Source organism: Ahniella affigens, from assembly GCF_003015185.1.
In the GTDB taxonomy this organism is placed as follows: domain Bacteria; phylum Pseudomonadota; class Gammaproteobacteria; order Xanthomonadales; family Ahniellaceae; genus Ahniella; species Ahniella affigens.
In genome coordinates this window covers 5,442,757-5,463,781 of the sequence record NZ_CP027860.1, presented here as the reverse complement: position 1 = coordinate 5,463,781, position 21,025 = coordinate 5,442,757, and the positions used below count along the sequence as shown (strand labels likewise).

The window sequence follows — 21,025 nt, the reverse complement described above, 5'->3', positions numbered from 1 at the left end:
TCACTCGACCGGAAGACAGGTTTGCGCCAATGCAGGGCCTATCCAACGGTTTGTCCATACTGCCGAGTAGCCCACAACTCCGATACAACGCCCAACTTCCAAAACACCGTTGGCTAGTACGCCGAAGGCCGGCGAGTGGTTGCGGCGTTGTCGTCCGCTCTTGTTCTGCTCCATTCCTCATGGGCGTATCATCGCCCGCGGAAGCAGAGATTCAACTCTTCGCGCTGTGCAGATTTCCGGGGTCAGCTCTTACCTTTCCACACAGACTTAACATTGCCCCAATCAAGTGACGAACAGAACAATGGGATTGGCGCATGAAACCTTTGGCGCAATTCGGAGTCGTTTCACGTAACGCAAGCGTTCATTGCTAGGGCAACTGTTAGCTCTTACTCTGAATGCCAAGTGCCTCTTCGAGTCCGAATGCCACAAGCGCTTGCAGAATGACCTTAGAGACGGGAGTCATCCGATTGCTCGCATCGAGAAGAAGCTCTCTAACCTTCGCTGCCCATTCCCGCTCTGCTGCAAGTTCCCCATCAATGCGACCGCGTTCATACCGCAACTGCAATGCGAATATCGCAGCCCGCTGCTCTTGCGGATGTAGATCCAAGAGCTTTTCAGTGAACCGCTGCGGATCAAGAGAGGCCAGTACGGGAATATCGTAGAACTCGTTGTCATCGTGATTTGTCAGACAGATCCGCCGCGTGAAGAGAGACACGTCGTTTGCCATGTTCGCCAACAACTGCTCCGCAATTTCGGGGCGTCTTTCGACGTCTTGATCCCGACGCTTCTCGTCGAGATAGTCGCGCACCTCCCGATACTCCGACGTATCGGCTTGGTGAATGGCAAGCCCATCATATGAGTCGAACGAGAAGCGGGTGAGGCTTTCATGCTTTGACGGCAACTCGAGTCCGCGGTTGCTGTAGAGGAAATCGATATAATCTTTACATTCTCCGACCACTTCTCGTTTGCTCCTCGAAATGGCACCAAGGTTTGCGAGCCACAGCCTGAGTCCAAACACATGAAGCATTTCTCCGGTCACTACGAACTCGTGATTGGTAAACGCACGCTCCATCTCTGCAATCGCGCCATTGACCTCTTCCTCTTTCCTTTCATGAGCGTTCCATACGGTACGCCACGACGGTTCACGTGCCACTGTCATGAAAAAGGAACTTCGGTCTAGATCTTCACGAATTTGGTCCTTATCTACGAATCCTCTAACGATCACGTTGACCAGAGTTTCGTCGGACAGGATGGTTGAAGCTAGGTTTACTGTCGGATATCGGCTGTTTGCAACGTAGATTCGAGGTGGCGGTACTTCGTGAGACTCTCGCTTCATTGAGTACACGAACAGGTTTGAAAACCGATCTTTTAGGTCATCGCAAGTAAGCCTCCCAACCTTGATTTCGAAAGACAGCGCAAATAGCAACCCCATTAGTTCTGCCATCGCTTTGTCGTTGGCTCGGTGTCGATCCTCGAGACACGAATGAACTCGCCCGAAATCCCATATCGTCTGTTGAAGCACCCGAAGATTGTTCAGTTCACATTTGTGATAGATGTCCGAAATCAAAGAGGAGTTGGCCTGCACAGCGGACCGCACTAGTGCGTTCTGGATCGAGTCAGTAAAACTATCCATAGCGTCATTGAATACCGACTGCACATGAAAAGTCTTTCCAATCAATTTCTCCCGAATGCGTCTGTATCCCTCTGCATCCTTGATCTCCGCTTCGTTGGCGATGATTATTACCTTGCGACCATCATGCTCAACAAACCCGTTGATGTATCCCATAACTGCGTTGATCGGCAGTTCACACCTCTCCAAGTCGTCGAATATGTAGAGATCTGTACCGGCCCTATTGATAAATTCCTTCGTCTTCAGGTCAATCTCGATATTGAGATACTTGCCTATTGTCTTGAGCGCACGACCTCCGATTTTCGCACCCTTGCTCTCAAGAACGGGGTACATCGACCGAAAGATGGCATCGTCTATCTCATCGAACGAGGTAAGGCCATAAAGGCTCACATAAACATGCTTGGGCTCACCGTTGGATGGCGAGTTGACGATGCTCTTCACAAAGAACGTCTTTCCGATTCCCCATGGACCGTCCAAGAGAACTGCAAATTGTGGCGGAACTTGGAAAGACAGGTAGTAGGACAGGAAGTCTTTGATATGTTGGTTTGGATTCATTGTCGCACTCCTATCTCGAATGCAGTGGTTCGATTCCGGAAGTATGCCTTCACTACCTGAAACAGTCTTGCCTTGTTGCATATAGGTCTCTTTGACAATCGCGACCAGCAATGGACCTAATGAACAGGTCACAAGGCTAGAGCAAACGTATGAAACGGCAAACGAAACGGATGGAGTTTGTTGCGTCCAATTCTCAACTGGTGCGTGACCACCGCTAGGACGAGCTCTGTTGCGAGTTTAAGAGCGAGCATGGATTCAGACCTGATGACTTCAAGGAGCGCCCTCCCTGGTGCGTCGCCGGCGCCGAGAGCAACGAGTGGGCGGCCCATGGATTCCTTCAAGGTCGCCGACGCCAGGCCACTTGGGCCCTCGCAGGATAACTAGATCGTCCGTTCGACTTCGCCTGCTCGTGGCTCGAATACGCCGGATTCAACGGACTGCTAAAGCACTCACGGCTCCCGAATAACGCGCAGAAGACGACGGGAGAACTGAAAGGGGAAGCAAAGCGATATGCGAGAGCGTTCACGAAGTTGCACGACGACTTGGCCAGCTGGCCTTTCAGAGGAATCTTGGGCATCGGAGACCTTCTTCGGAACAGCGACTACCAGAACAGCGTGACGCTACCCGCCAAAGCCGCCAAGTATTCGCCCGAGCAAACGCATATCGCGGTGCAACTCATGATCGCAGGCGCTCGCCAGCAGATCGAATTGCCGCTGGCGGGAAATGACTCCCTGCTAACGCGTGCCGCCGCGACGCTTCTGCAATGGGAGCCGCCAAAGTCCTTCATTGATCGTCCGAACAAGCCCGGTGCCAAGCCTCGCTACGCGGCTCGTTTGCTCGATCATGTGTTGGGCCAACACGGCGGCGCGATGCCGGCGCCAGCTCGACTGCGCCTAATCGCAGAACTCGTCCAGATTCTAAACGAGCTAGGTGAATGGAACGAAGATCCATGGACTGAGGAACAGGTTAGGCGCTGCCTCGACGGTAAGTCGAAGGCGCCACGCTAGGTTAGCGACGGAATGCGGTCTCCGCTGGTGATTTGATCGCGCTGCCGACCGTGTCGGTGGCGGGCCTGGCCGGTGTCCGTCAATCAAGTAGGAGGACAGTCATGTCTGCAACAACGACATTGGCTCACCAGATCTCACCCATCTTGCGGCAGCCGCGACTTGTGGCGAATGCGATTTCACGATGGCTGTGGCTACCGTTCCAACGCTGCAACGTTCTTCAGGAAAAAATGTCAGTAGGCATCGGATTGCCTGCAAATGCTGTCAGTGGGACACCTCAGTTGTACAGGAAGAGGGGGCGCGCCCGCCGCAAGCGACTGAAATCACTGGCGTTGAGTGTTACTGACGCCATTTCCGGTTCCCGACAGCCGGACTCAGGCGGAATTGCCGCAGTAAGCTTCTGATTATTCGACGTTTCCGGGCCTCAATTTTCGGTCAGGAAACGGCTTCCCGACAGTTCAGCGAGTCCGAAATCCCCTCCCCCGCGCTCGTGGGGGAGGGCCAGGGAGGGGGTGACTTGCGACAAAAGAGCGCTGCCTGGTCCAGATCCGCCACGGGTTGGGTGTCCGAAATGCACCCGCTAATCTCTTGCGGGATGATCCACACGGAGTGGCGGGTTGAGGCCAATACGTCGCTGAAAGGTGTCATCACCGAGGTGGAGGCAGAGCTGCGAGATTCGGCTCGCCTCTTGTCGTTCGTTTCTCGCGCTTCCACGCCGTGGTCACGAATAACAGTACACGCCCGTTTTCGTCGATGCGCTCGACCTGGGTGCGCTGGGATTTGGGTCCGCGAGGCGGGAAGCCGGTTGCCGCCCTGCGTACCACCCGAGAGTATCGACCTCATATACCCTTGCGCTGAAGCTGCAAACAGTGGCCAATAGAAACAAAGTCTGCTTCATGTCTTTGGCTCCGTGCTTTGACGCGTCTGCGGTTCTAGCCATTTGCAGAAGGCGATCCGCTCATCAACCCGGAGGGCGCGATCTTCGATGTCAGGCGATCGGTACTCGGACAAGTAATCCGGTATCACCGCTTTCGCCTCTTCGTATGCTTTATTTGCGTCCGCCAACAGCCAAAGCGATTGGTTGACAAATCTCCGGGACCTCGTCTGCGCATACTCGGCTGGCACCGTGTCCCATTGCGGGTCACAAAGATAGTCATAGGCATGCATCGCGCGCTCGTAGTCAAGCAAGTTCAGCAGCCGCTGATCATCAAAGCCGATCTTGACCGCGCCCTCGTTTGGACAGGTCGCACCAACACCAGGTGCAGCGGCGTACTCTGGCAAGGTGCGCCGCTTCACCCAATACTCCTGGCGGCCACCGGGTTCGAACGGGAGGTGGTTCATTTTGTCCTTAATGCGCTCGGCGGAGAAAGTCTTCTTAAACAAGGTGGTGGTCGATAGGCCACCGAGGTCAACATACTCATATCCCAATGAGTGCAGGCGCTCGAACCAAGCCGGATAAGCATTGCGCTCATGAACTTGAACCACGACTTCCGCAATCACCAGGTTCTCATCCTTGGGGTGCAGCTTGAACTGCAGCGGCTGGTAGTCGCGTTTAAACATCATGGCCGATTGTGCATACACCCATCCCTCTTGCGGCGCGGTGCTTTGAAACACACCATTGGCATCGGTGCGTCCTAACACAGCACCGACACAGGGACGAATTCCGCGGGCGGTCGCTTCGCCATACCAAAGGAAATTGATCCACACCCCTTCAATACCCTTGCCGCTGTCTGGGTCAATGATTTCCCAACGCAAGGTCTGCTGCTGCTCGCTGCAAGCGGCGAGTGCGGGGATTAATAAGAAAAACAGTCGGTGAATGAGTGCTCGCATGATCAGAGTCCTGAAATACGCCATACGCCAAGGGGATCGCCCTCCAGTGCTACCGTGAAGCCGAGGTAGTCGCCAGGTCGCTGATCATCTGGCACGGCAGCGACCAACTTGGCACTGTTGTCGGCAAGTCGACACTACTGTCGAGATCTCCTGATCCCGACATTGCGAGATCGCTCATGCTCGCGAACAATGCACCGTTGGTACAGCTGTCGTGGCCCGAAAACGTTCCGACTTTACGCTTTCTTGGATATCGACTCACCACGAATACGAGACGCCGTTTTTTGTCGCCAATCCGTATGGGCAGACTCCTGTGTCTGCCGCGCCCGGTGCGGCCAATGTGCGCCAACCGCCGTCAGGCTCTCGGCGACAGGGGCAGACACAGAGGTCTGCCCCTACGGAATTGGCGCCGCGCGGCGGATTTGACCTTTCAGCGCTTGTAGCGATCCCGCAATTCAGTCTGATGCGTGCGGGGGCTTTGTGCCTTGCCTTCGATCCAGACGGTTTCGGCGAGTGTGGTGACTTCCAACGGATCGCCGGTCCACAGCACCAGATCGGCGAACTGGCCGACGGCAATTTCGCCGCGGTCGGTAATGCCGAACGTGCGCGCGGGCACTGACGTGATCGCCCGTAGGCCGGCCTGCCAATCCAATCCGTGCGCCACGGCATTGCCGGCAGCTTGGCGGACTTTGCGGGCGTTATGGGCGGCATCGCCACTCAGGTAGAACGCTAATGGCACGCCCGCCTGGTTCAGCCAATTGGCGGTTTCGAGTGATGCGCCCAGGGAATCGAAATCGTTCGGCAGGTTCACAAGTGGATCGAGCACGACGGTGACCTTTTCGGCGGCCAGACGATCGCGCAGCTGCCAGGATTCGATGCCGCCGATAATGACGGGCTTGATGCCCTGCGTCTTGGCAAAGTCGAGCACGCGGCTGATATCGATCGCACGGTTGACGTTGAACGCTACGCGGCCGCCATCGGCATATCGACGCAACGTCGCACGACCTTGCGCGGTGAGCAGGCCATTATCGGTAACGGCTGGCGCCTTCGCTTCGACGAATGCCTCGCGCAGCAGCATGAGCTGCGCCGCGCGGGAGTTGCCCGTTAAAGGCGATGCGCCGGTCCCAAACGCGATGAACAGTGTTTCGGAATTGCTGAGGAACTGGCTCCGCCCATCGAGCAATGCCGCGCCACCGAGGCCCGAGAACAGGGTGCCGCCGGGCAATGAATTGGGCGCGACCACATCGAACGTCACGCCTTCGACGCGCTGCACCGGAATGACCACAGACTCTGGATTGTAGGCATCGGCCACGTTGAACTCGGGTCGATATTCCTGCTCGCCTGCTGGCACTGTCGCACTCGGCGTGTAGGCCGAATCCACCGTGCCAATTTCGAGGGACACATCCTCGATGCCGAGCGCATTGACGCCGCCGAACAAGCCGGGGCTCAGCGGCTTGCCCTTTGCATCGACGATTTCGGCGTTGGCGGCCACCAAGTCTTTGCCGATCGCGGCAATGCGGCCGTTATGGATCAACACATCGGTGTCAGTCAGTGTTCCGGCCGACGACGCGGTGTGCACCGTCGCGTTTTGAATCAGCACGTCGGCGGCGCCTGCTTGGCCCACCCATGCGCCAGCTATTGCGACACTCAGCAGCGAACCACGGATCTTGAACGTCAATTTCATGGCTGCACCTCCGTGCCCAGGCGGAAATCTGAAACGTGCTGCTTCTTGGGATCGGTGCGCGCGTACACTTCGGCGCCGTCAATGAATACCGAATCCGGCAACGCGTACACACTGAATGGATCGCGGTTCCACAGCACGAGGTCGGCGCGCTTGCCCGCCGCGATCGTGCCGGTCTGATCCAGAATACCCATGGCCTTGGCGGGGTTTTCGGTCAGCCAGCGGATCGCGTGCGCCGAGTCAATGCCATAACCCATTGCGTTGCCGCGCGCCATGGCCTTCGCTGCTTCCTGGTTCAGACGCTGAATGCCCTCGGACGAATCGGAATGCACGATGGCGCAGCCATTCTTGACGCGATCGACAATCGCGATGTTTTCCTGGACACCTTCGAACGCTTCCAGTTTGAAGCCCCACCAGTCGGCCCACATCGCCGCGCAGGTGCCATTCTCGGCGAGCAGATCGGCGATCTGATAGGCCTCGGTCGCATGGTGGAACGTGGTGATCTTGAAGCCAAATTCTTTCGCCAGATCGAGTTGGTTGGCCATCTCATCGCTGCGATAGCAGTGGTTCTGAACGAGGATCTCACCTTTCAGCACGCCCGCCAGCGTCTCGAGTTTCAGATCGCGATGGGGCGCCTTGGGCGGCTCGCCCGGCTCCTTCTGATCCTTGCTCTTTTTCTTGCTCGATGCCGCCTCAGCCTGCTTTTTGGTGTACTCGGCCAGGGCCTTGTCGTAGCGCTGCCAGTCGTCAAGATACTGCTGCGCGTCAGCAAACGCCTGACGATAGCCGGCGACGTTGCCCATGCGGGTTTGCGGTGCGCGGCCGAGCGAACCATACACGCGCTTGGGGTTTTCGCCGCACGCCATTTTCAAGCCATGTGGCGCACCCGGAAATTTCATCTGCTGATAAGTCTGCGCCGGGACGTTGCGCACGGCGACGGCACGTCCGCCAATCAAATTCGCCGAACCCGGCAGAATCAGCATGCTGGTGACGCCCGCGGCGCGCGCAGCATCAAAGCCCGGATCATCCGGCAGAATGCTGTGCTCGGCCCACACACCCGGCGTGACCGGGTCGGTCGCTTCGTTGCCGTCCTGATGCCCTTGCAAACCGGGGCTTGCGTACACGCCGAGATGGGAGTGGATGTCGATGATCCCGGGTGTCAGCACGCGACCGCTGCCGTTGATCTCGGTAACGCCCGCCTCGGCCGTCAAATTGGCACCGACCGCGACAATCTTGCCATCGCGCACGAGTACATCGCCGGATTCGATCTTGCTGCCATCACCGATCAAGACCGTGGCATCGCGAATCAGTAGGGGCGTGGATGGCAACGGCTGATAGGTCGACGGGAAGGGCTCGCCGGCAGCAGCCAGCGTGCTGAGAAACAAGCTTGCCCACAGCAAGCGTCGTGGATGGTTGAATGGCATGGCAGTCTCCCTAGGGAAGCCGCGACTATGCCAGAGTACGTCCACCGTGCGAGCCATGACCCATGTCACAGACCATCAACACGACCGTTTCGGGATACTCCGGTACACCGCTCGCCAAGAAACTCGGTCTGAAGGCGGGCCTCATTGCGTGTCTTGATCAGGCGCCAGATGGTTATGTCGATCTGCTTGGGAACGACGCTCTCGGCGTGGTGTGGCATGCCCGCATGCATCCCGGGACGGATTGGATGCAGGCTTTCGTCACCGAAGCCAAAGTGCTGGCCGATCTGTTGCAGACGGCGAGACGCGTGCTACCGGAGCACGCGTCGCTCTGGATTTCGTGGCCGAAAAAGACCAGTAAGCGCAAGACTGATGTGACGGAGGACCGCATCCGCGAGCTCGCGTTGCCGCTTGGTTGGGTCGACATCAAAGTCTGTGCGGTGGACGAGGTCTGGAGCGGGCTCAAGCTGGTGGTGCGTAAAGAGCTTCGCAGCAAGAAGTGAGCGGCAGCCACTCCGGACCCGCACCAGGTTGACGGTTGCCGGTCCTGTGCAACAACGGCGCAGGCGCTTGATCAACGGAACCGACGCAGTCCAACCAGGCCGATCACACCGAGCAGCATCACCGCTGCCAACAGAGCCCACGAGCTCAGCGCTGGAACAAAACTGGACGTCCCGACCGAGACGTCATCAATGAAGAAATTGCAGGCGTCCGTGCCCAGCACGGCACTGGGGCCCTTGCCCCCACTGATGATCGAGAAAAATGCCAACGTGACCGTCTGACCACTGAACTGGCTGATATCCACCGAGATGGGCGTGTAGCCGGTACCGATGCCACACAGCGGGCCGGCGCCGTGAGCACGCCAGACGGTGGTGCCGTTGATGCGGGCCTCGACAAAGTCGGTTGCGGCGCCCGAACAGACCGGCGCCTGGAACGCAAAGTTGAGCTTCAAGACGTCCGCGCTCGGCAGCGTGACGGTTTGCGCCACTTCGCCGGTTTCGTCCGCGTCGATGCCCCCAAACCACACCCACCAATCGCCCGTATTCACGGGTTGCGCACTGTTGCCGGTGCCACATGCGTCGACGGTGCAGAGTGGGGTATCAAAGTTGGTGGAGGACTCCGACCAAACCGGGTTCGGCGTGCCTGACTCAAAACTCGGGTCGGCGACAATCGTGCTGCCATGAGGGTCACGCGGCGTGCCCGGAAGCGGCGCACCCAATTTCACCGCGGCTGCGACGGTCACATCAGCCAGCGTCAGCAGCGCCAAGAGCAGTCCGGTTTGAGTCAGAAGGCGCATGTCGCAGTCCTGGTCGGCGAGTTGAATTCAGTCGGCAAGACTACCTGAAGTGGCATTCGATTCGCACCGGTCTTCGTCCCAGCGCGGTGCGTGTTGGAATTCAATGGCAATGGTAGTCGTCGGCACGAAATGCAGCGCCGACGACGTACTCCCGCGTCCGGCCCGGGAACAAGGCCACGACCCGTCCGTTTGCGGCGCGATACCAGCTCTGGCACTGCGCCCACACCGAGCCTTGCAGACGCTGCTGCAACGCGTCGTTATGCCGCGCAAATGCCGCGGCAGCGACTTCCACCGCTCCGTTGCCAGCGTGCGCCATGGCCGCCAGTGCATGCTGGACCGCGGGCTCGATGAACAGCAGGGTGCTCGTATGCCCTGTGGCTGTATTGGGGCCGAGCATCAGAAAGAAGTTCGGGAAATCCGGCACGGTGATGCCATGGAACGCCGACGGACCCTCCTGCCAGCGGTCGGCCAGGCACGCGCCGGAGCGACCGCGAATGTCCACCGATGCCAGCAACCGGACGGTTTCGAAGCCCGTCGCGCACACCAGCACATCCACATCCAGGATGCGACCGTCGGCCAGCCGCACGCCATGCTCGATGACCTCGCTGATCGGGCCGGTCTCCAACACGACGTTTGGCCGGCGGAACACCGGGTAGTAGTCGTTCGCAAAAATCAGGCGTTTGCAGCCGAGCGGGTAGTTCGGCGTCAGCAGTGCCCGAAGAGGTGCATCAGAGAGCTGCCATTCTCGCAACCGCCTCGCAATCGCCAGCATGAGCGAACGCCCAACGGTGCCGTCGTCAAAGCCACTGCGCACCCATTCGAGAAAGCGCACCCAACTGGCGCGCACCATGGGGGCATAGCCCGGGACGCGCGCCAGCCCGCGGTCAAACCACCGGTAGCGCCGACCGAGCCTCGGCAGAATCCAGTTTGGCGTGCGCTGCAGTACCGTGAGATGCCCGGCTCGTGCTGCCAACGGCGGGATCAGTTGCACGGCCGTCGAGCCGGTGCCGATTACCGCCACGCGCTTGCCCGTCAGATCGACTTGATGATCCCATCTTGCCGAGTGCAGGCGTGTCCCGGCAAATCGGTTCAGCCCCGGAATGTCGGGCCAGCGCGGTTGGTTCAGCGGCCCGGTGCTGCACACGAAATGCCGGGCATGAATCACCTGACCACAGGCCGTCTCGCAGCGCCAGCGTTTCTGGTCCGGTTGCCAATGTGCAGCTGTCAATCTGGTGTTGAATCGGAGATGCGGCAGCAGCCCTTCGCGTTCGGCCAAGCGCTGCTGATAGCGCTGAATCTCACTCGCGCTGGCGAATCGCTGCTGCCAGTCTGGATTCGGCGCAAACGAAAACGCGTAGGCCGGCGCAGGCACGTCAACCTGGGCGCCTGGGTACGTGTTGTCCCACCAAGTGCCGCCCAGGTTCGGCTGCTTTTCCAGCGCCAACACATCGTGCTGACCGCGCTGCTTGAGTCCGCGCAGCATGCAGAGCCCCGACATGCCCGCGCCCATGATCAGCACCTCCAGCGTGCGCTCGCGCGGCGGCTCGGTCGCATCAAGAACCGACAACAGTTGCCGCCCGAGACAACTCAGCGCCGCATTAGCCGAGGGCAGGGTATTGGCATGTAGTTGAAACACATGCCAGCGACGCAGCCAGCAATGGCCTTCGGCGCTTACGCCCGCGGCTTGCATCGCCGCCACAAGCCGCTCGCAACTTGCCGCGAGCAACTCTTGCTCGCCAAAGTGCACGAAGGTGGGCGCCAGCCCTGAAAGCGAACCAGCGATTGGCGATGCGGTTGGCAGGTCCGATGGGGGCTTGCCAAGCCAATGTCCGAAGCAGTCCGACAGCCAGGCTTGGCTGAGCATCGGGTCCAAACGCTCGGTCCGTCCATCGACCTGAACCGCCAAGTCCGCCACGGGCGATAGCAGTCCCAATGCCGCCGGGCCTGGCAACCCGCGATCGCGCAAACGCTGCGCCAACAGCAACGCGAGCGTGCCGCCAGCGGAATCGCCTACGACCAACACCCGCCGGCTTTCGGCTAACGCCAGAAAGGCGGCCTCGGCGTCGTCGATTGCTGCCGGCCACGGGTGTTCCGGCGCCAAACGGTAGTCGGCCGCAAAGACAGACAAACCGGTGTCGCGCGCCAGCCTCATGGCCAACGGTCGATGGGTGCGCGGGCTGCCGACACAAAAGGCGCCGCCGTGCAGATAGAGCACGACGGCGTCGCGGAGATTTGCCGCGTGCGCCGGGTGCAACCACTCGCCGGGGAGGCCGGCGACGGTGGCTGCTACAACGTCGATTCCGGGCGTCGGCCGATTCAACCAAGACAGCCAATCCAGCCAGCGCCGCTGGGCGCTGATCGTCCAGCGGGGAGACAACAGCGGCTTCAACAGCAGGCGAATCAGCCAGCGATAGACGAACGCCAGCAAACACTCGCGGAACGGGGCATCCGTGGCGAGCGTCGGATCATGGTCATGGCGCGTGGGCATCCGCCAATGCTAGCCACACGTCTGTGCCGTGGCACCGGTGACTTCGCCTGAGGTACTTCAATCGAGCCGGATCTGCGCCGAGTCAAGTTCGTAACGCACGCTCGGGCCAATCAGCACCGCCCGCGCAAACCAATGGATGTCGACGTCCGACTGCACGCGATTCCAGCCCAAATGCTGCCAGCGCTCATCGCTGCCGCGCTGGAGCAGCGCCACCTCGGCCCGATCCCTGACGCGGCGCGCATAGATGCGAAGCGCGGAGCCGAGGTGGTCGCGAAGTTCATCGACTTCGAGCGGGTGCTCGCTCAGCAAGTCCACAATCGCCCCGATCGGAATCAACAGCGTGCCCTCGGTGTCCTGAATGTCGGAATTGAGTCCCGGGCGCCCCATGCCCTGGCGGGCGAAGTCGCCGTTGCCGCTCACACTCGGGGGCGCGCGCGTGTCGGCCTGGACCGACAGAATGCGGTTCTCGGGAAACTCGAAATCCTCGTTGAACATGTTGGCTGCCTGCCCGACACTCATGATGGCGCGGACAAGGCCATGAACGGAGTCCTTCCGGGGTCGCCCTGCCAGCGTGGGCCAGACTGTACGAACGAAGGCGCCATCGCGACTGCTGCCGGTCCGCAGTTCATGGCGCTTGCATCGGCCATGCAAAGCCCTGCACCATCCAGGCAAATGCATCCACTCCGAGCCACCTTGTCCAAGTCATTGTCCAGACTGCCGTTCCTGGTGCTGGCGGGCATGGCTGCGGCTGCATTTCGGCCGGTATTGGCGGCACCGCTGGCAGACCTGCCATTGCCCATGCCCATGCAAACCTGGCTGCCGGCACCGGGCCGGGAACATCCGCAGAACTGGGCGGTTGACGCGCGTGACGACGGCTCGGTGCTGATCGCCACCTCGAACTCGGTGTTGGTTTTCGACGGGGTGTACTGGCAAAAGCTGATGCCTTCCGGCGTCGACAAATGGGTGTGGGACGTCGACAGTGATGGCGACCGCTTCGTGGCTGGCACGATCGACGATTTCGGCTGGTACGGCAAAGGCCCCGACGGCAACTACACGTTTCACTCCTTGAGCCAAGCCGCCGGACAAGACGGGTTCGGGATGATCGGTCGGAGCAAGATCAGCCCCGACGGGATGTTCTTTGCGACCCGCGAGCACGTGTTCTGGCAGCCGCCGGACGGGTCGCTGCAAGTCTTCGACCATCGCCACATCGGCAACATGTACCGATTGGGGCAGACCGTCCTGATTCAGGAAACGAGCGGCATCCAGCGTTTCGATGGTGCGCGCCGGGTGTTTGTCGACGACCATCGCTTTGACTTGCTCATTGGCACACCGATCGTTGGCATGGTCGAGACCGGGCCGGATCAGGGCTGGGTCGCCACGCTGGATCGCGGCCTATGGCGCCTCGAAGGCCCGCGCCTCGCACATTGGCCTTCGGCGGCCGATTCGCTTGGGACTGCGCTGAAGACCACGGCGGTACTGCCACTGCCGGATGGTCGGATCGTCCTCGGTACACGCCTAGGCGGGCTGCTCGTGTTGAATTCAGATGGCACCCTGGCGCAGCGCGTGGATACCGCGGATGGGTTACCGGGCAATCGCATCACGGGCTTCGACCTCGACCGCCAACAGGGCTTGTGGGTCACGATGGAGGGCGGCATTGCCCGGCTTGATCTGGGCAGCGGCATTACCAGGTTTGGTCGCGCGCAGGGCGTGTCAACGATCATGGAGGCTGTGCACAGGCATCAGGGGCAGCTTTACGCGGCAGGCTCCGAAGGCGTCTACCGGCTGACGCCAGAGCCTGAGCGCGCTGCGCGCTTTGTGCGCGTGGACGGTCCGGCAAACGGCGTGTCGCTGCTCAGCCATGCCGAGTCGGGCAGTTTGCTGATTGGCGCTGACAACGCGTTGTGGGCGCTATTTGATGGCGCATCAAGCGCCACGCAGCTGTTTGCATCCCGACGTATCAACCAGTTGGTCCAGGATCAAACGCAACCCAACCACGTGTACGCCTTCAGCACCCGGGGCCTGCAGCGCTATCGCTGGGACGATGGCGCGTGGCAAAGCGACGGCGATCTACCGAATTTCGATATCGGCCTCGCGCGCGGCACCCAGGCAGCTGACGGCAGCCTCTGGATCGGCAGCAACGATGGTGACCTGGTGCGGGTCCGGCCCGCGGCCGACTGGTCTTTGAGCCAGATCGAGCGATGGGATGGGTCGGCTGGCGTGCAGAAGGGCTGGAACCATGTGTTTCGGGTGGGCGATCGCCTGCTCGTTGGGACGGGCGACATGGCCCAGGACTTGCAGGGGCCGCCATTGCAACTCACGTTGCTCAGTTCTCAAATCAACCTGCGCCGGATGGCGGTTGATTCGGAACCGGGTCGACTGTGGTCACCCTCTGGCATGCTCAGTCTGCAACGCAACACGTTCACCGCCGACCCCACGCTGTCGTATCTGTTGGATGGGCCGAGTTGGAATGACGCGCTGATCGATGGCGACCATCTCTGGATCGCGGCCAATGAAGGCGTGTTCCGGGTGCCGCGTGCACCGTTTCGGCGACCCACGTTGGCCGTGCGCTTTGCTGGCGTGGTGCTTGGTCGGCCGAGTCCGGGCGAGCAAGCGAACGCGTTGGCCTATCCCAATCGCTTGGACCTGCCGATGGCACTCGACGAAATGCGACTCAAGTTTGCGGTGCCCGATTACAGTTTGGGCACTCCGGTGCAATATCGGGACCGCTTGCTGCCAGGGAGCGGCGAGTGGTCGGCGTGGCGACCTGAGGCGTTCAAGGATTTCACGCAGCTGCCCTACGGCGAATCGGTGTTTGAAGTTGAGGCGACCGATCATGCGGGCCTGACCGCGACCCCGTTGCGTATCACCTTGTACCGTCCGGCGCCCTGGTACCTGACACTTTGGGCCAAGGCCTTCTATGCGCTGGCCGCGCTCGGCATGCTGCTCTTCGCGGCGAGCCTGGGCCGACGTTGGCGGGTGCAGGCACTGGAGTTGCGGGCGCGCGAGCTTGGCGCACAGGTTGCCGAGCGGACCGAGACGATCCGCCAACAGCGCGATGAGCTCGCCGAGCAAAGCGCAGCCCGGACGCGCTTCTTCGCCAACGTGTCGCACGAATTTCGGACGCCGCTGACGTTGATGATCGGGCCGTTGCAGGCGCTGCGTGAGCGTGCGCGCGCCAATCACGATCCCGATTCTGCGAAGCTTGCTGACACCGCGTTGAAGAACAGTGCGCAGATGCAACATCTCGTGGACGAGGTCCTCGATTTGCATCGCCTTGAAGCGGGCCAGATCAAGCTGCACAAACAGACCATCGACTTGGCGACGTTCACCCGACAACTCGGCGAGGATTTTGCGGAGCTCGCCCGGCTACGGGGCATTGCGTTGCAGATTCACGCCGAGACAGAGTCGCTGCTGCCTGTGTCGGTCGATGTGGTGCAGTTGCGTCGGATTCTGTCCAATCTGATCGGCAACGCGCTGAAGTTTTCCGGCTCGGGCAGTCTGGTGGGCGTGTATCTGGGCACAGACAATGGGTATGCACGCGTGCTGATCGAGGATCAGGGCCCGGGCATTCCAGCGGAGGATGTGCCACAGGTGTTCGAGCGATATTTCCAGTCGGCGCACCATCAAAAGATGGCTCGCGGCGGTACGGGGATCGGACTCGCGCTGGTCCGCGAGCTCGTCGAACTGCATGGCGGACAAGTGGGAATCGACAGCACCCTCGGCGTCGGCACCAAAGTCTGGTTTCTGCTGCCGTTGGCGGCAGCGGATGCGTCGCTGGAGGCCCTGCCGCTGCCAGAAGCCGGTCATGGCTCACACCATTTGCCGGCAGCCATGGAGCGTACGGTTCAGCAGGCGCTGAGCAGCGGCAAGACCGTGTTGGTGGTCGATGACAACGAAGAACTGCGGGCGTTTCTGAAATCGCAGCTGGCGCCAAACTATCGCGTCATCGACGCCGGCAATGGCGCCGACGCGCTCACGATCAGTCGCGCCGAAACGCCCGATCTGATCGTTACCGACCTGATGATGCCGGTCATGGACGGTCACGAGTTTGTGGCCGCACTCCGCGCCGATCCCGAGATCGCATTCATTCCGGTGCTGATGTTGAGTGCCCGCGGGCAGAAGCGCGACATCGTTAGCGGCCTGACCATTGGCGCCGACGACTACCTGCCGAAGCCATTCGATACGTCCGAACTCATCGCGCGCATCGCGGCGCTATTGGCCGCACAGCAGCGCTTGGCGCGCCGACTCAGCGAACCGCCCCGCGCGATGGTCGCGGCTGAGGCAGCCACGGCATCGGCAGGAACCAGGAAGCGCGCCACGTTCAGTGAGCGTTTGGACCAAGTCCTGCTCAGCAGTCTCGGCGACACCAAGCTCAGCGTGGAAACACTGGCCGACAAGCTTCATATGGATCGCAGCACGCTGTTCCGGAAGTGTCAGGAGAGTCTGGGCACGGCGCCGGCAGACTACCTGCGCCAGGTTCGGCTCAGGCGCGCACACGAACTGCTGAGCCAGAACCAAGGTTCGGTCAGCGAAGTGGCGTACGCGGTTGGCTTCGAATCACTGTCGCATTTCTCGCGGAGCTTCAAGGCAGAGTTTGGCGTGCCGCCCAGCCAGATCGGTCGTAGCGGAAGCGGCATCGGAGCACATTAGCCCCGGTCGGTTGGAATGCACCTGCCTGCCGAGGCGTTCGCCGCGTTCAATTCAGGCGTTGATCGACGGTGTTCTTCAAACCAAACAAGCGATAACCATGGGTGGCCCCGAAGTCGGCAACCTCCTGGTCGAGCTCGGCGGCCTTGGCGAGGAATGCATCAACTTTTTCTGGCCGGAGCAAGTAAAGCCGCGGACCTTCGTTCTGATACAACTCAGACGCCAGGCTGTCATCGTACTCGCCACTCGGATTGCCCCCGATATCGAGCCACTCGGCGTCGATGTCCAGGTAATAGGCCAGGCCATATTTTGGCTTGGTGTTGACGAACGCCAGTTCGTGCGGCGCAAAGGGCACTTTCCTGGCGATCTCTGCGGACAACGAGCGCATGTCCTGGTGACTGGGCATGTAGCCGGCATAGCCTTTCAGCGCCAGCAGGCTCGATGCAAAAAGGGTCAGCACCACCATGCGTAGCGGCAGCGCCAGGTTCTGGCGCTGCCAGTTGCGAGCGATCAGCAGCGCAATGGCCGGGAACAGGGGCAGCAGGTAGAGCGGCAGACGCGAGCGGGCCAGCATGAAGACCACGAGCGGCACGAGCAGCCAGCACCAGAGCAGCTTGTCCTCGCTCAGCAGGTTCTGGCGGCCAACACGCGTGAGCGGTGACTCGCGCCAGCGGTGAATCAGACTCAATCCAAACGGCAAGGTTCCGATCAGCAGGGTCAGCCCATACACGTAAAAACCGCCCCACCATTGCGGTGAGCGCCCGTGCTTGTCACTGATCGTTCGCGCGACCACTTCATCGTGGATGAAATACGACAGCAGGCCGGGATTGCGCCACACCACGAGTCCATACCACGTGAACGCGACCACCAAGAACACAATCAGACCCCAGGCATCAATCAAGGCACGGACCGGCCTTCCAGACCAGCGATGGGCAATCAGTAAACCGGCGAGTGGCAGCAGCGCAGGTGGCCCCTTGGTGAGAAAGGCGAGCCCGAAACCCAACCACATCAGGCGCACGCCCAGACGTGTGTGGCCGAGCACCAGGTAGGCGATGGCGCCCGCCGTGACAAAGAGCGTCAGAAACACATCGGTGGTCACCAAGTTGGTGGCCAGCATCGGTAGAAACATCGTGGCGTAGATCAGCGCGGGCAATGCGGGATACGCCGGCATCAGCTTGCGCCCCGCGGCGAACAGCAGCAGCCCGGTCGCGACGAAGGCCAGCGCATAGGGCAGCCGGACCGCCCACTCGGACTTGCCAAACATCGCAACACTCGCGGCAATCGCCCAGTACGTCATCGGCGGTTTGGTGGGGTGGATTCGATGGTGATGGCGATGCGGCGTGATGAAGTCGCCACGTTTCAGCATCTGCATGCCGACTTCGGTGTACCGGCCTTCGTCCGGCTCCCACAAGCCGCGGCTGCCCTGAAAGGCAAAGCCCAGGACCAAGAGGATCAGCGCCAGCCATTTCCAGGAATGGAGCAGGACGAATTGGGGCGCCTTGGTAGGTGCTGCGGTGGTGACGTCTTCCATGCGTGCTCTTGTTGGTCCCGAATGCTTGCGTGCTTCGAGACGCTTGTAGTGGTGGTTCTGGCGTGAGTCAGCCGCACCGGACGATCCCAATCATGGGCTGCAACGCTCGGGCGGTCACCCAAGTTGCTGCCTGCGCCGATTGGTCCAATGTAGCGGGTGGGCAAACGGTAGCGGCCGGAACGTTAAGCAATTGCATTCGGAAGTCATTCTTTTCTTTAGCAAATTCGAACCATTCGCATTCGTTTTCAGGAACTGCGGGCAGCGCGGTTCGGGGCCTGAGCCCGGGGCAACCACATCCGGCCCTTTGAATGCAAGCGCCCGGGGTGATTACCATTCGATGTTCGGTATTCCTGCCGGGTCTGATTGGTCTACGATTTGTCCCCCATGCTGTCCATTGAACATCGCATTGCCGAAGAGATCGGCGCCCGCCCACTGCAAGTCTCTGCAGCCATCCAATTGCTCGATTCCGGCGCAACGGTGCCGTTTATCGCGCGTTATCGAAAGGAAGTGACCGAAGGGTTGGACGACACCCAGCTGCGCACCCTCGAGGAGCGCCTCGGATACTTGCGCGAACTCGAAGACCGTCGCCGCAGCATTCTGGAAAGCATCGAGTCGCAAGGGAAACTGACCGACGCGCTGCGTGGCGACATCCTCGCGGCCGACAGCAAGGCGCGCCTGGAGGACTTGTACTTGCCGTACAAGCCCAAGCGACGCACCAAGGCGCAAATTGCGCGCGAAGCCGGGCTGGAACCGCTGGCCGACGGCCTGTTCAACGATCCGAGCCTGGTGCCAGCCGACTTCGCGCTGGGCTTTGTCGACGCCGAAAAGGGCGTGGCCGACGTCAAGGCCGCACTCGAAGGGGCCCGCCATATTCTGATGGAACGCTGGTCGGAAGACCCGAGTCTGGTCGGCAGCCTGCGCGACTGGCTGTGGGAGACCGGGCAGCTGCGCGCCAAGGTGCTCGATGGCAAGCAGACCGAAGGTGCCAAATACCGCGACTACTTTGATCATGTCGAGCCGATTCAGGCGGCGCCGTCGCACCGCGTGCTCGCGATGATGCGCGGACGCAACGAAGGCATTCTCGACCTGGAGCTGTTGCCGGTTGCTGCGGCGCTGTCGCGCAATGCCGCGAGCGAGACGCCGTTCGAGGAGATTGCCGCCGCCGGCCACAAATCCGCTGAAGGCCGCGTCGGTGCGCATCTGAAACTCGCCGACCGTGGCCGACCGGGCGATGTGTTTCTGCTCGACTGCGCGCGCATGACCTGGCGCGTCAAACTGCATGTGCATTTGACGCTCGATTCGTTCGGGAAACTGCGCGAAGCCGCCGAGGAAGAAGCAATCCGCGTATTTGCCGCGAATCTGAAAGACCTGCTGATGGCGGCGCCGGCTGGGCACAAGGTCGTGCTTGGCCTCGATCCGGGACTTCGGACCGGCGTGAAGATCGCCGCGGTCGATCACACCGGCAAAGTGTTGACGACGGGGGTCATCTATCCACATGCGCCGATGAATCGCTGGGATGAATCGATCTCGCAACTGGCGGCCGGCTGCAAACAGCTCGGCGTCCAGTTGATCGCCATTGGCAACGGCACAGCGAGTCGCGAGACTGAGCAGTTGGTCAGCGAACTGATGAAGAAGCATCCGGAGCTGAAGCTGGCAAAGGTGGTGGTCAGCGAAGCCGGTGCGTCCGTGTATTCGGCGTCTGAACTGGCGGCGAAGGAGTTTCCGGAAATGGACGTCTCGCTTCGCGGCGCGGTGTCGATTGCCCGTCGTCTGCAGGACCCGCTCGCCGAGCTCGTCAAGATCGACCCCAAGGCGATCGGTGTTGGTCAGTATCAGCATGACGTTAATCAGGTGAAGCTCGCGCGCTCGCTGGATGCCGTGGTCGAAGACTGCGTGAATGCCGTGGGTGTCGATCTGAATACCGCCTCGGCCGCGCTCCTGACTCGCGTGTCCGGACTTAGCGCTGGCGTTGCCGAAAACGTCGTCAAATTTCGCGATCAGTACGGCGCGTTCAAGACCCGCGCTGACCTGACGAAGGTGCCACGCCTTGGCGACAAGGCATTCGAACAAGCTGCGGGCTTCTTGCGGATCGCTAATGGCGACAACCCGCTGGACGCGTCTGGTGTACATCCGGAATCGTATCCGGTCGTGGAGCGCATTCTGGCCAAGTCCGGACGCGACATTCGCGTGCTGATCGGCGATGGCAGCAGTCTGAAGAAGCTGAACCCAGCCGAGTTCACCGACGAAAAATTTGGCTTGCCGACCGTCAAGGACATCATCCGCGAACTCGAAAAGCCCGGTCGTGACCCGCGCCCGGAATTCGTCACGCCAACATTTGCCGAGGGCGTGCATGAGCTCAGCCATCTGAAGCCCGGCATGGTGCTCGAAGGTCGTATCAGCAATGTCGCGGCGTTTGGCGCGTTTGTCGATATCGGTGTCCATCAGGACGGCCTCGTGCATGTATCGGCGTTGTCCAGCAAGTTCGTCAAGGATCCGCGCGAAGTGGTGAAGACGGGCGATATCGTCAAGGTGAAGGTCATTGAGGTGGATCTGCTCCGCAAGCGCGTCGCGTTGACGATGCGTCTTGATGATCCGATCGGAGACGCCAAGGCCGGCCCGAAACGCGACGACACGCGCGGCGTACCGAAGCAACGCGAGTTTGGTCCGAAGCCCGGTGCGATGGGTCAGAAGCCTGCCGCGGGCAATGCGCTTGCCGATGCGTTTGCGCGGGCGAAGCGGCAGTAAGGCGACATCGCCGCGGGTGATCGCTGGGCAGCGCACCGAATTCGCGCTGCCCGGCGCTTGTGTCGGATTGGTTCTCTGGTTGTCGGAGGGCCTTCAGGCCCGAATCAATCTAGCCGCAAGATTGTTCGCGGCTGAAGCCGCTCCCACAAAAACCACGCATTCGAACCAAGCTTGCCGCAAGATCCGTTCGCCAGTTTGT

12 protein-coding genes are annotated in these 21,025 nt (G+C 60.7%); 4 read left to right on the top strand and 8 right to left on the bottom strand.

Annotated features, from left to right (window positions below):
- Positions 1 to 379: 379 nt before the first annotated feature.
- Entirely contained in the window at positions 380 to 2,185 is a 1,806-nt protein-coding gene (locus C7S18_RS21160) for a P-loop NTPase fold protein (protein ID WP_170113410.1), read from the bottom strand.
- 569 nt (positions 2,186 to 2,754) lie between these two features.
- Here C7S18_RS21160 and C7S18_RS21150 point away from each other — a divergent pair.
- The gene (locus C7S18_RS21150) at positions 2,755 to 3,192 is read left to right on the top strand and encodes a hypothetical protein (RefSeq protein ID WP_106893442.1); all 438 of its coding nucleotides are present in this window, start codon (positions 2,755 to 2,757) and stop codon (positions 3,190 to 3,192) included.
- An 891-nt stretch (positions 3,193 to 4,083) separates the two neighbouring features.
- Here C7S18_RS21150 and C7S18_RS21145 read toward each other — a convergent pair.
- The 3 genes from C7S18_RS21145 to C7S18_RS21135 all read right to left on the bottom strand — a co-directional run bounded on the left by C7S18_RS21145 (position 4,084) and on the right by C7S18_RS21135 (position 8,121).
- Complete coding sequence (locus C7S18_RS21145) at positions 4,084 to 5,019, bottom strand: hypothetical protein (protein ID WP_106893441.1); 936 nt, start codon at positions 5,017 to 5,019, stop codon at positions 4,084 to 4,086.
- Positions 5,020 to 5,446: 427 nt separating this feature from the next.
- Positions 5,447 to 6,700, bottom strand: coding sequence for an amidohydrolase family protein (locus C7S18_RS21140; RefSeq protein WP_106893440.1), 1,254 nt, complete (start codon positions 6,698 to 6,700; stop codon positions 5,447 to 5,449).
- Complete coding sequence (locus C7S18_RS21135; protein WP_106893439.1) at positions 6,697 to 8,121, bottom strand: amidohydrolase; 1,425 nt, start codon at positions 8,119 to 8,121, stop codon at positions 6,697 to 6,699. The genes C7S18_RS21140 and C7S18_RS21135 overlap by 4 nt, the downstream gene beginning before the upstream one ends.
- Positions 8,122 to 8,183: 62 nt before the next feature.
- On the opposite strand from C7S18_RS21135, the gene C7S18_RS21130 reads away from it, so the two are divergent.
- The gene (locus C7S18_RS21130; RefSeq protein WP_106893438.1) at positions 8,184 to 8,621 is read left to right on the top strand and encodes a DUF3052 family protein; all 438 of its coding nucleotides are present in this window, start codon (positions 8,184 to 8,186) and stop codon (positions 8,619 to 8,621) included.
- Between the two features lie 71 nt (positions 8,622 to 8,692).
- Here the strand turns inward: C7S18_RS21130 and C7S18_RS21125 are convergent, their stop codons facing one another.
- From C7S18_RS21125 to C7S18_RS24620, 3 genes are all read right to left on the bottom strand, one after another.
- Positions 8,693 to 9,415: a hypothetical protein gene (locus tag C7S18_RS21125; RefSeq protein ID WP_106893437.1), complete on the bottom strand. Its 723-nt coding sequence runs from the start codon at positions 9,413 to 9,415 to the stop codon at positions 8,693 to 8,695.
- A 100-nt stretch (positions 9,416 to 9,515) separates the two neighbouring features.
- Positions 9,516 to 11,903: an alpha/beta hydrolase fold domain-containing protein gene (locus C7S18_RS21120; protein WP_106893436.1), complete on the bottom strand. Its 2,388-nt coding sequence runs from the start codon at positions 11,901 to 11,903 to the stop codon at positions 9,516 to 9,518.
- Between the two features lie 57 nt (positions 11,904 to 11,960).
- The gene (locus C7S18_RS24620; protein ID WP_170113409.1) at positions 11,961 to 12,422 is read right to left on the bottom strand and encodes a hypothetical protein; all 462 of its coding nucleotides are present in this window, start codon (positions 12,420 to 12,422) and stop codon (positions 11,961 to 11,963) included.
- A gap of 174 nt (positions 12,423 to 12,596) precedes the next feature.
- On the opposite strand from C7S18_RS24620, the gene C7S18_RS21115 reads away from it, so the two are divergent.
- The gene (locus C7S18_RS21115) at positions 12,597 to 16,553 is read left to right on the top strand and encodes a hybrid sensor histidine kinase/response regulator transcription factor (protein WP_170113408.1); all 3,957 of its coding nucleotides are present in this window, start codon (positions 12,597 to 12,599) and stop codon (positions 16,551 to 16,553) included.
- A gap of 46 nt (positions 16,554 to 16,599) precedes the next feature.
- Here the strand turns inward: C7S18_RS21115 and C7S18_RS21110 are convergent, their stop codons facing one another.
- The gene (locus C7S18_RS21110) at positions 16,600 to 18,081 is read right to left on the bottom strand and encodes an ArnT family glycosyltransferase (RefSeq protein ID WP_106893434.1); all 1,482 of its coding nucleotides are present in this window, start codon (positions 18,079 to 18,081) and stop codon (positions 16,600 to 16,602) included.
- 384 nt (positions 18,082 to 18,465) lie between these two features.
- On the opposite strand from C7S18_RS21110, the gene C7S18_RS21105 reads away from it, so the two are divergent.
- Positions 18,466 to 20,826 carry a Tex family protein gene (locus C7S18_RS21105; protein WP_106893433.1) on the top strand — a complete coding sequence of 787 codons (2,361 nt, stop codon included), beginning with the start codon at positions 18,466 to 18,468 and terminating at the stop codon, positions 20,824 to 20,826.
- The last annotated feature ends 199 nt before the right edge of the window (positions 20,827 to 21,025 follow it).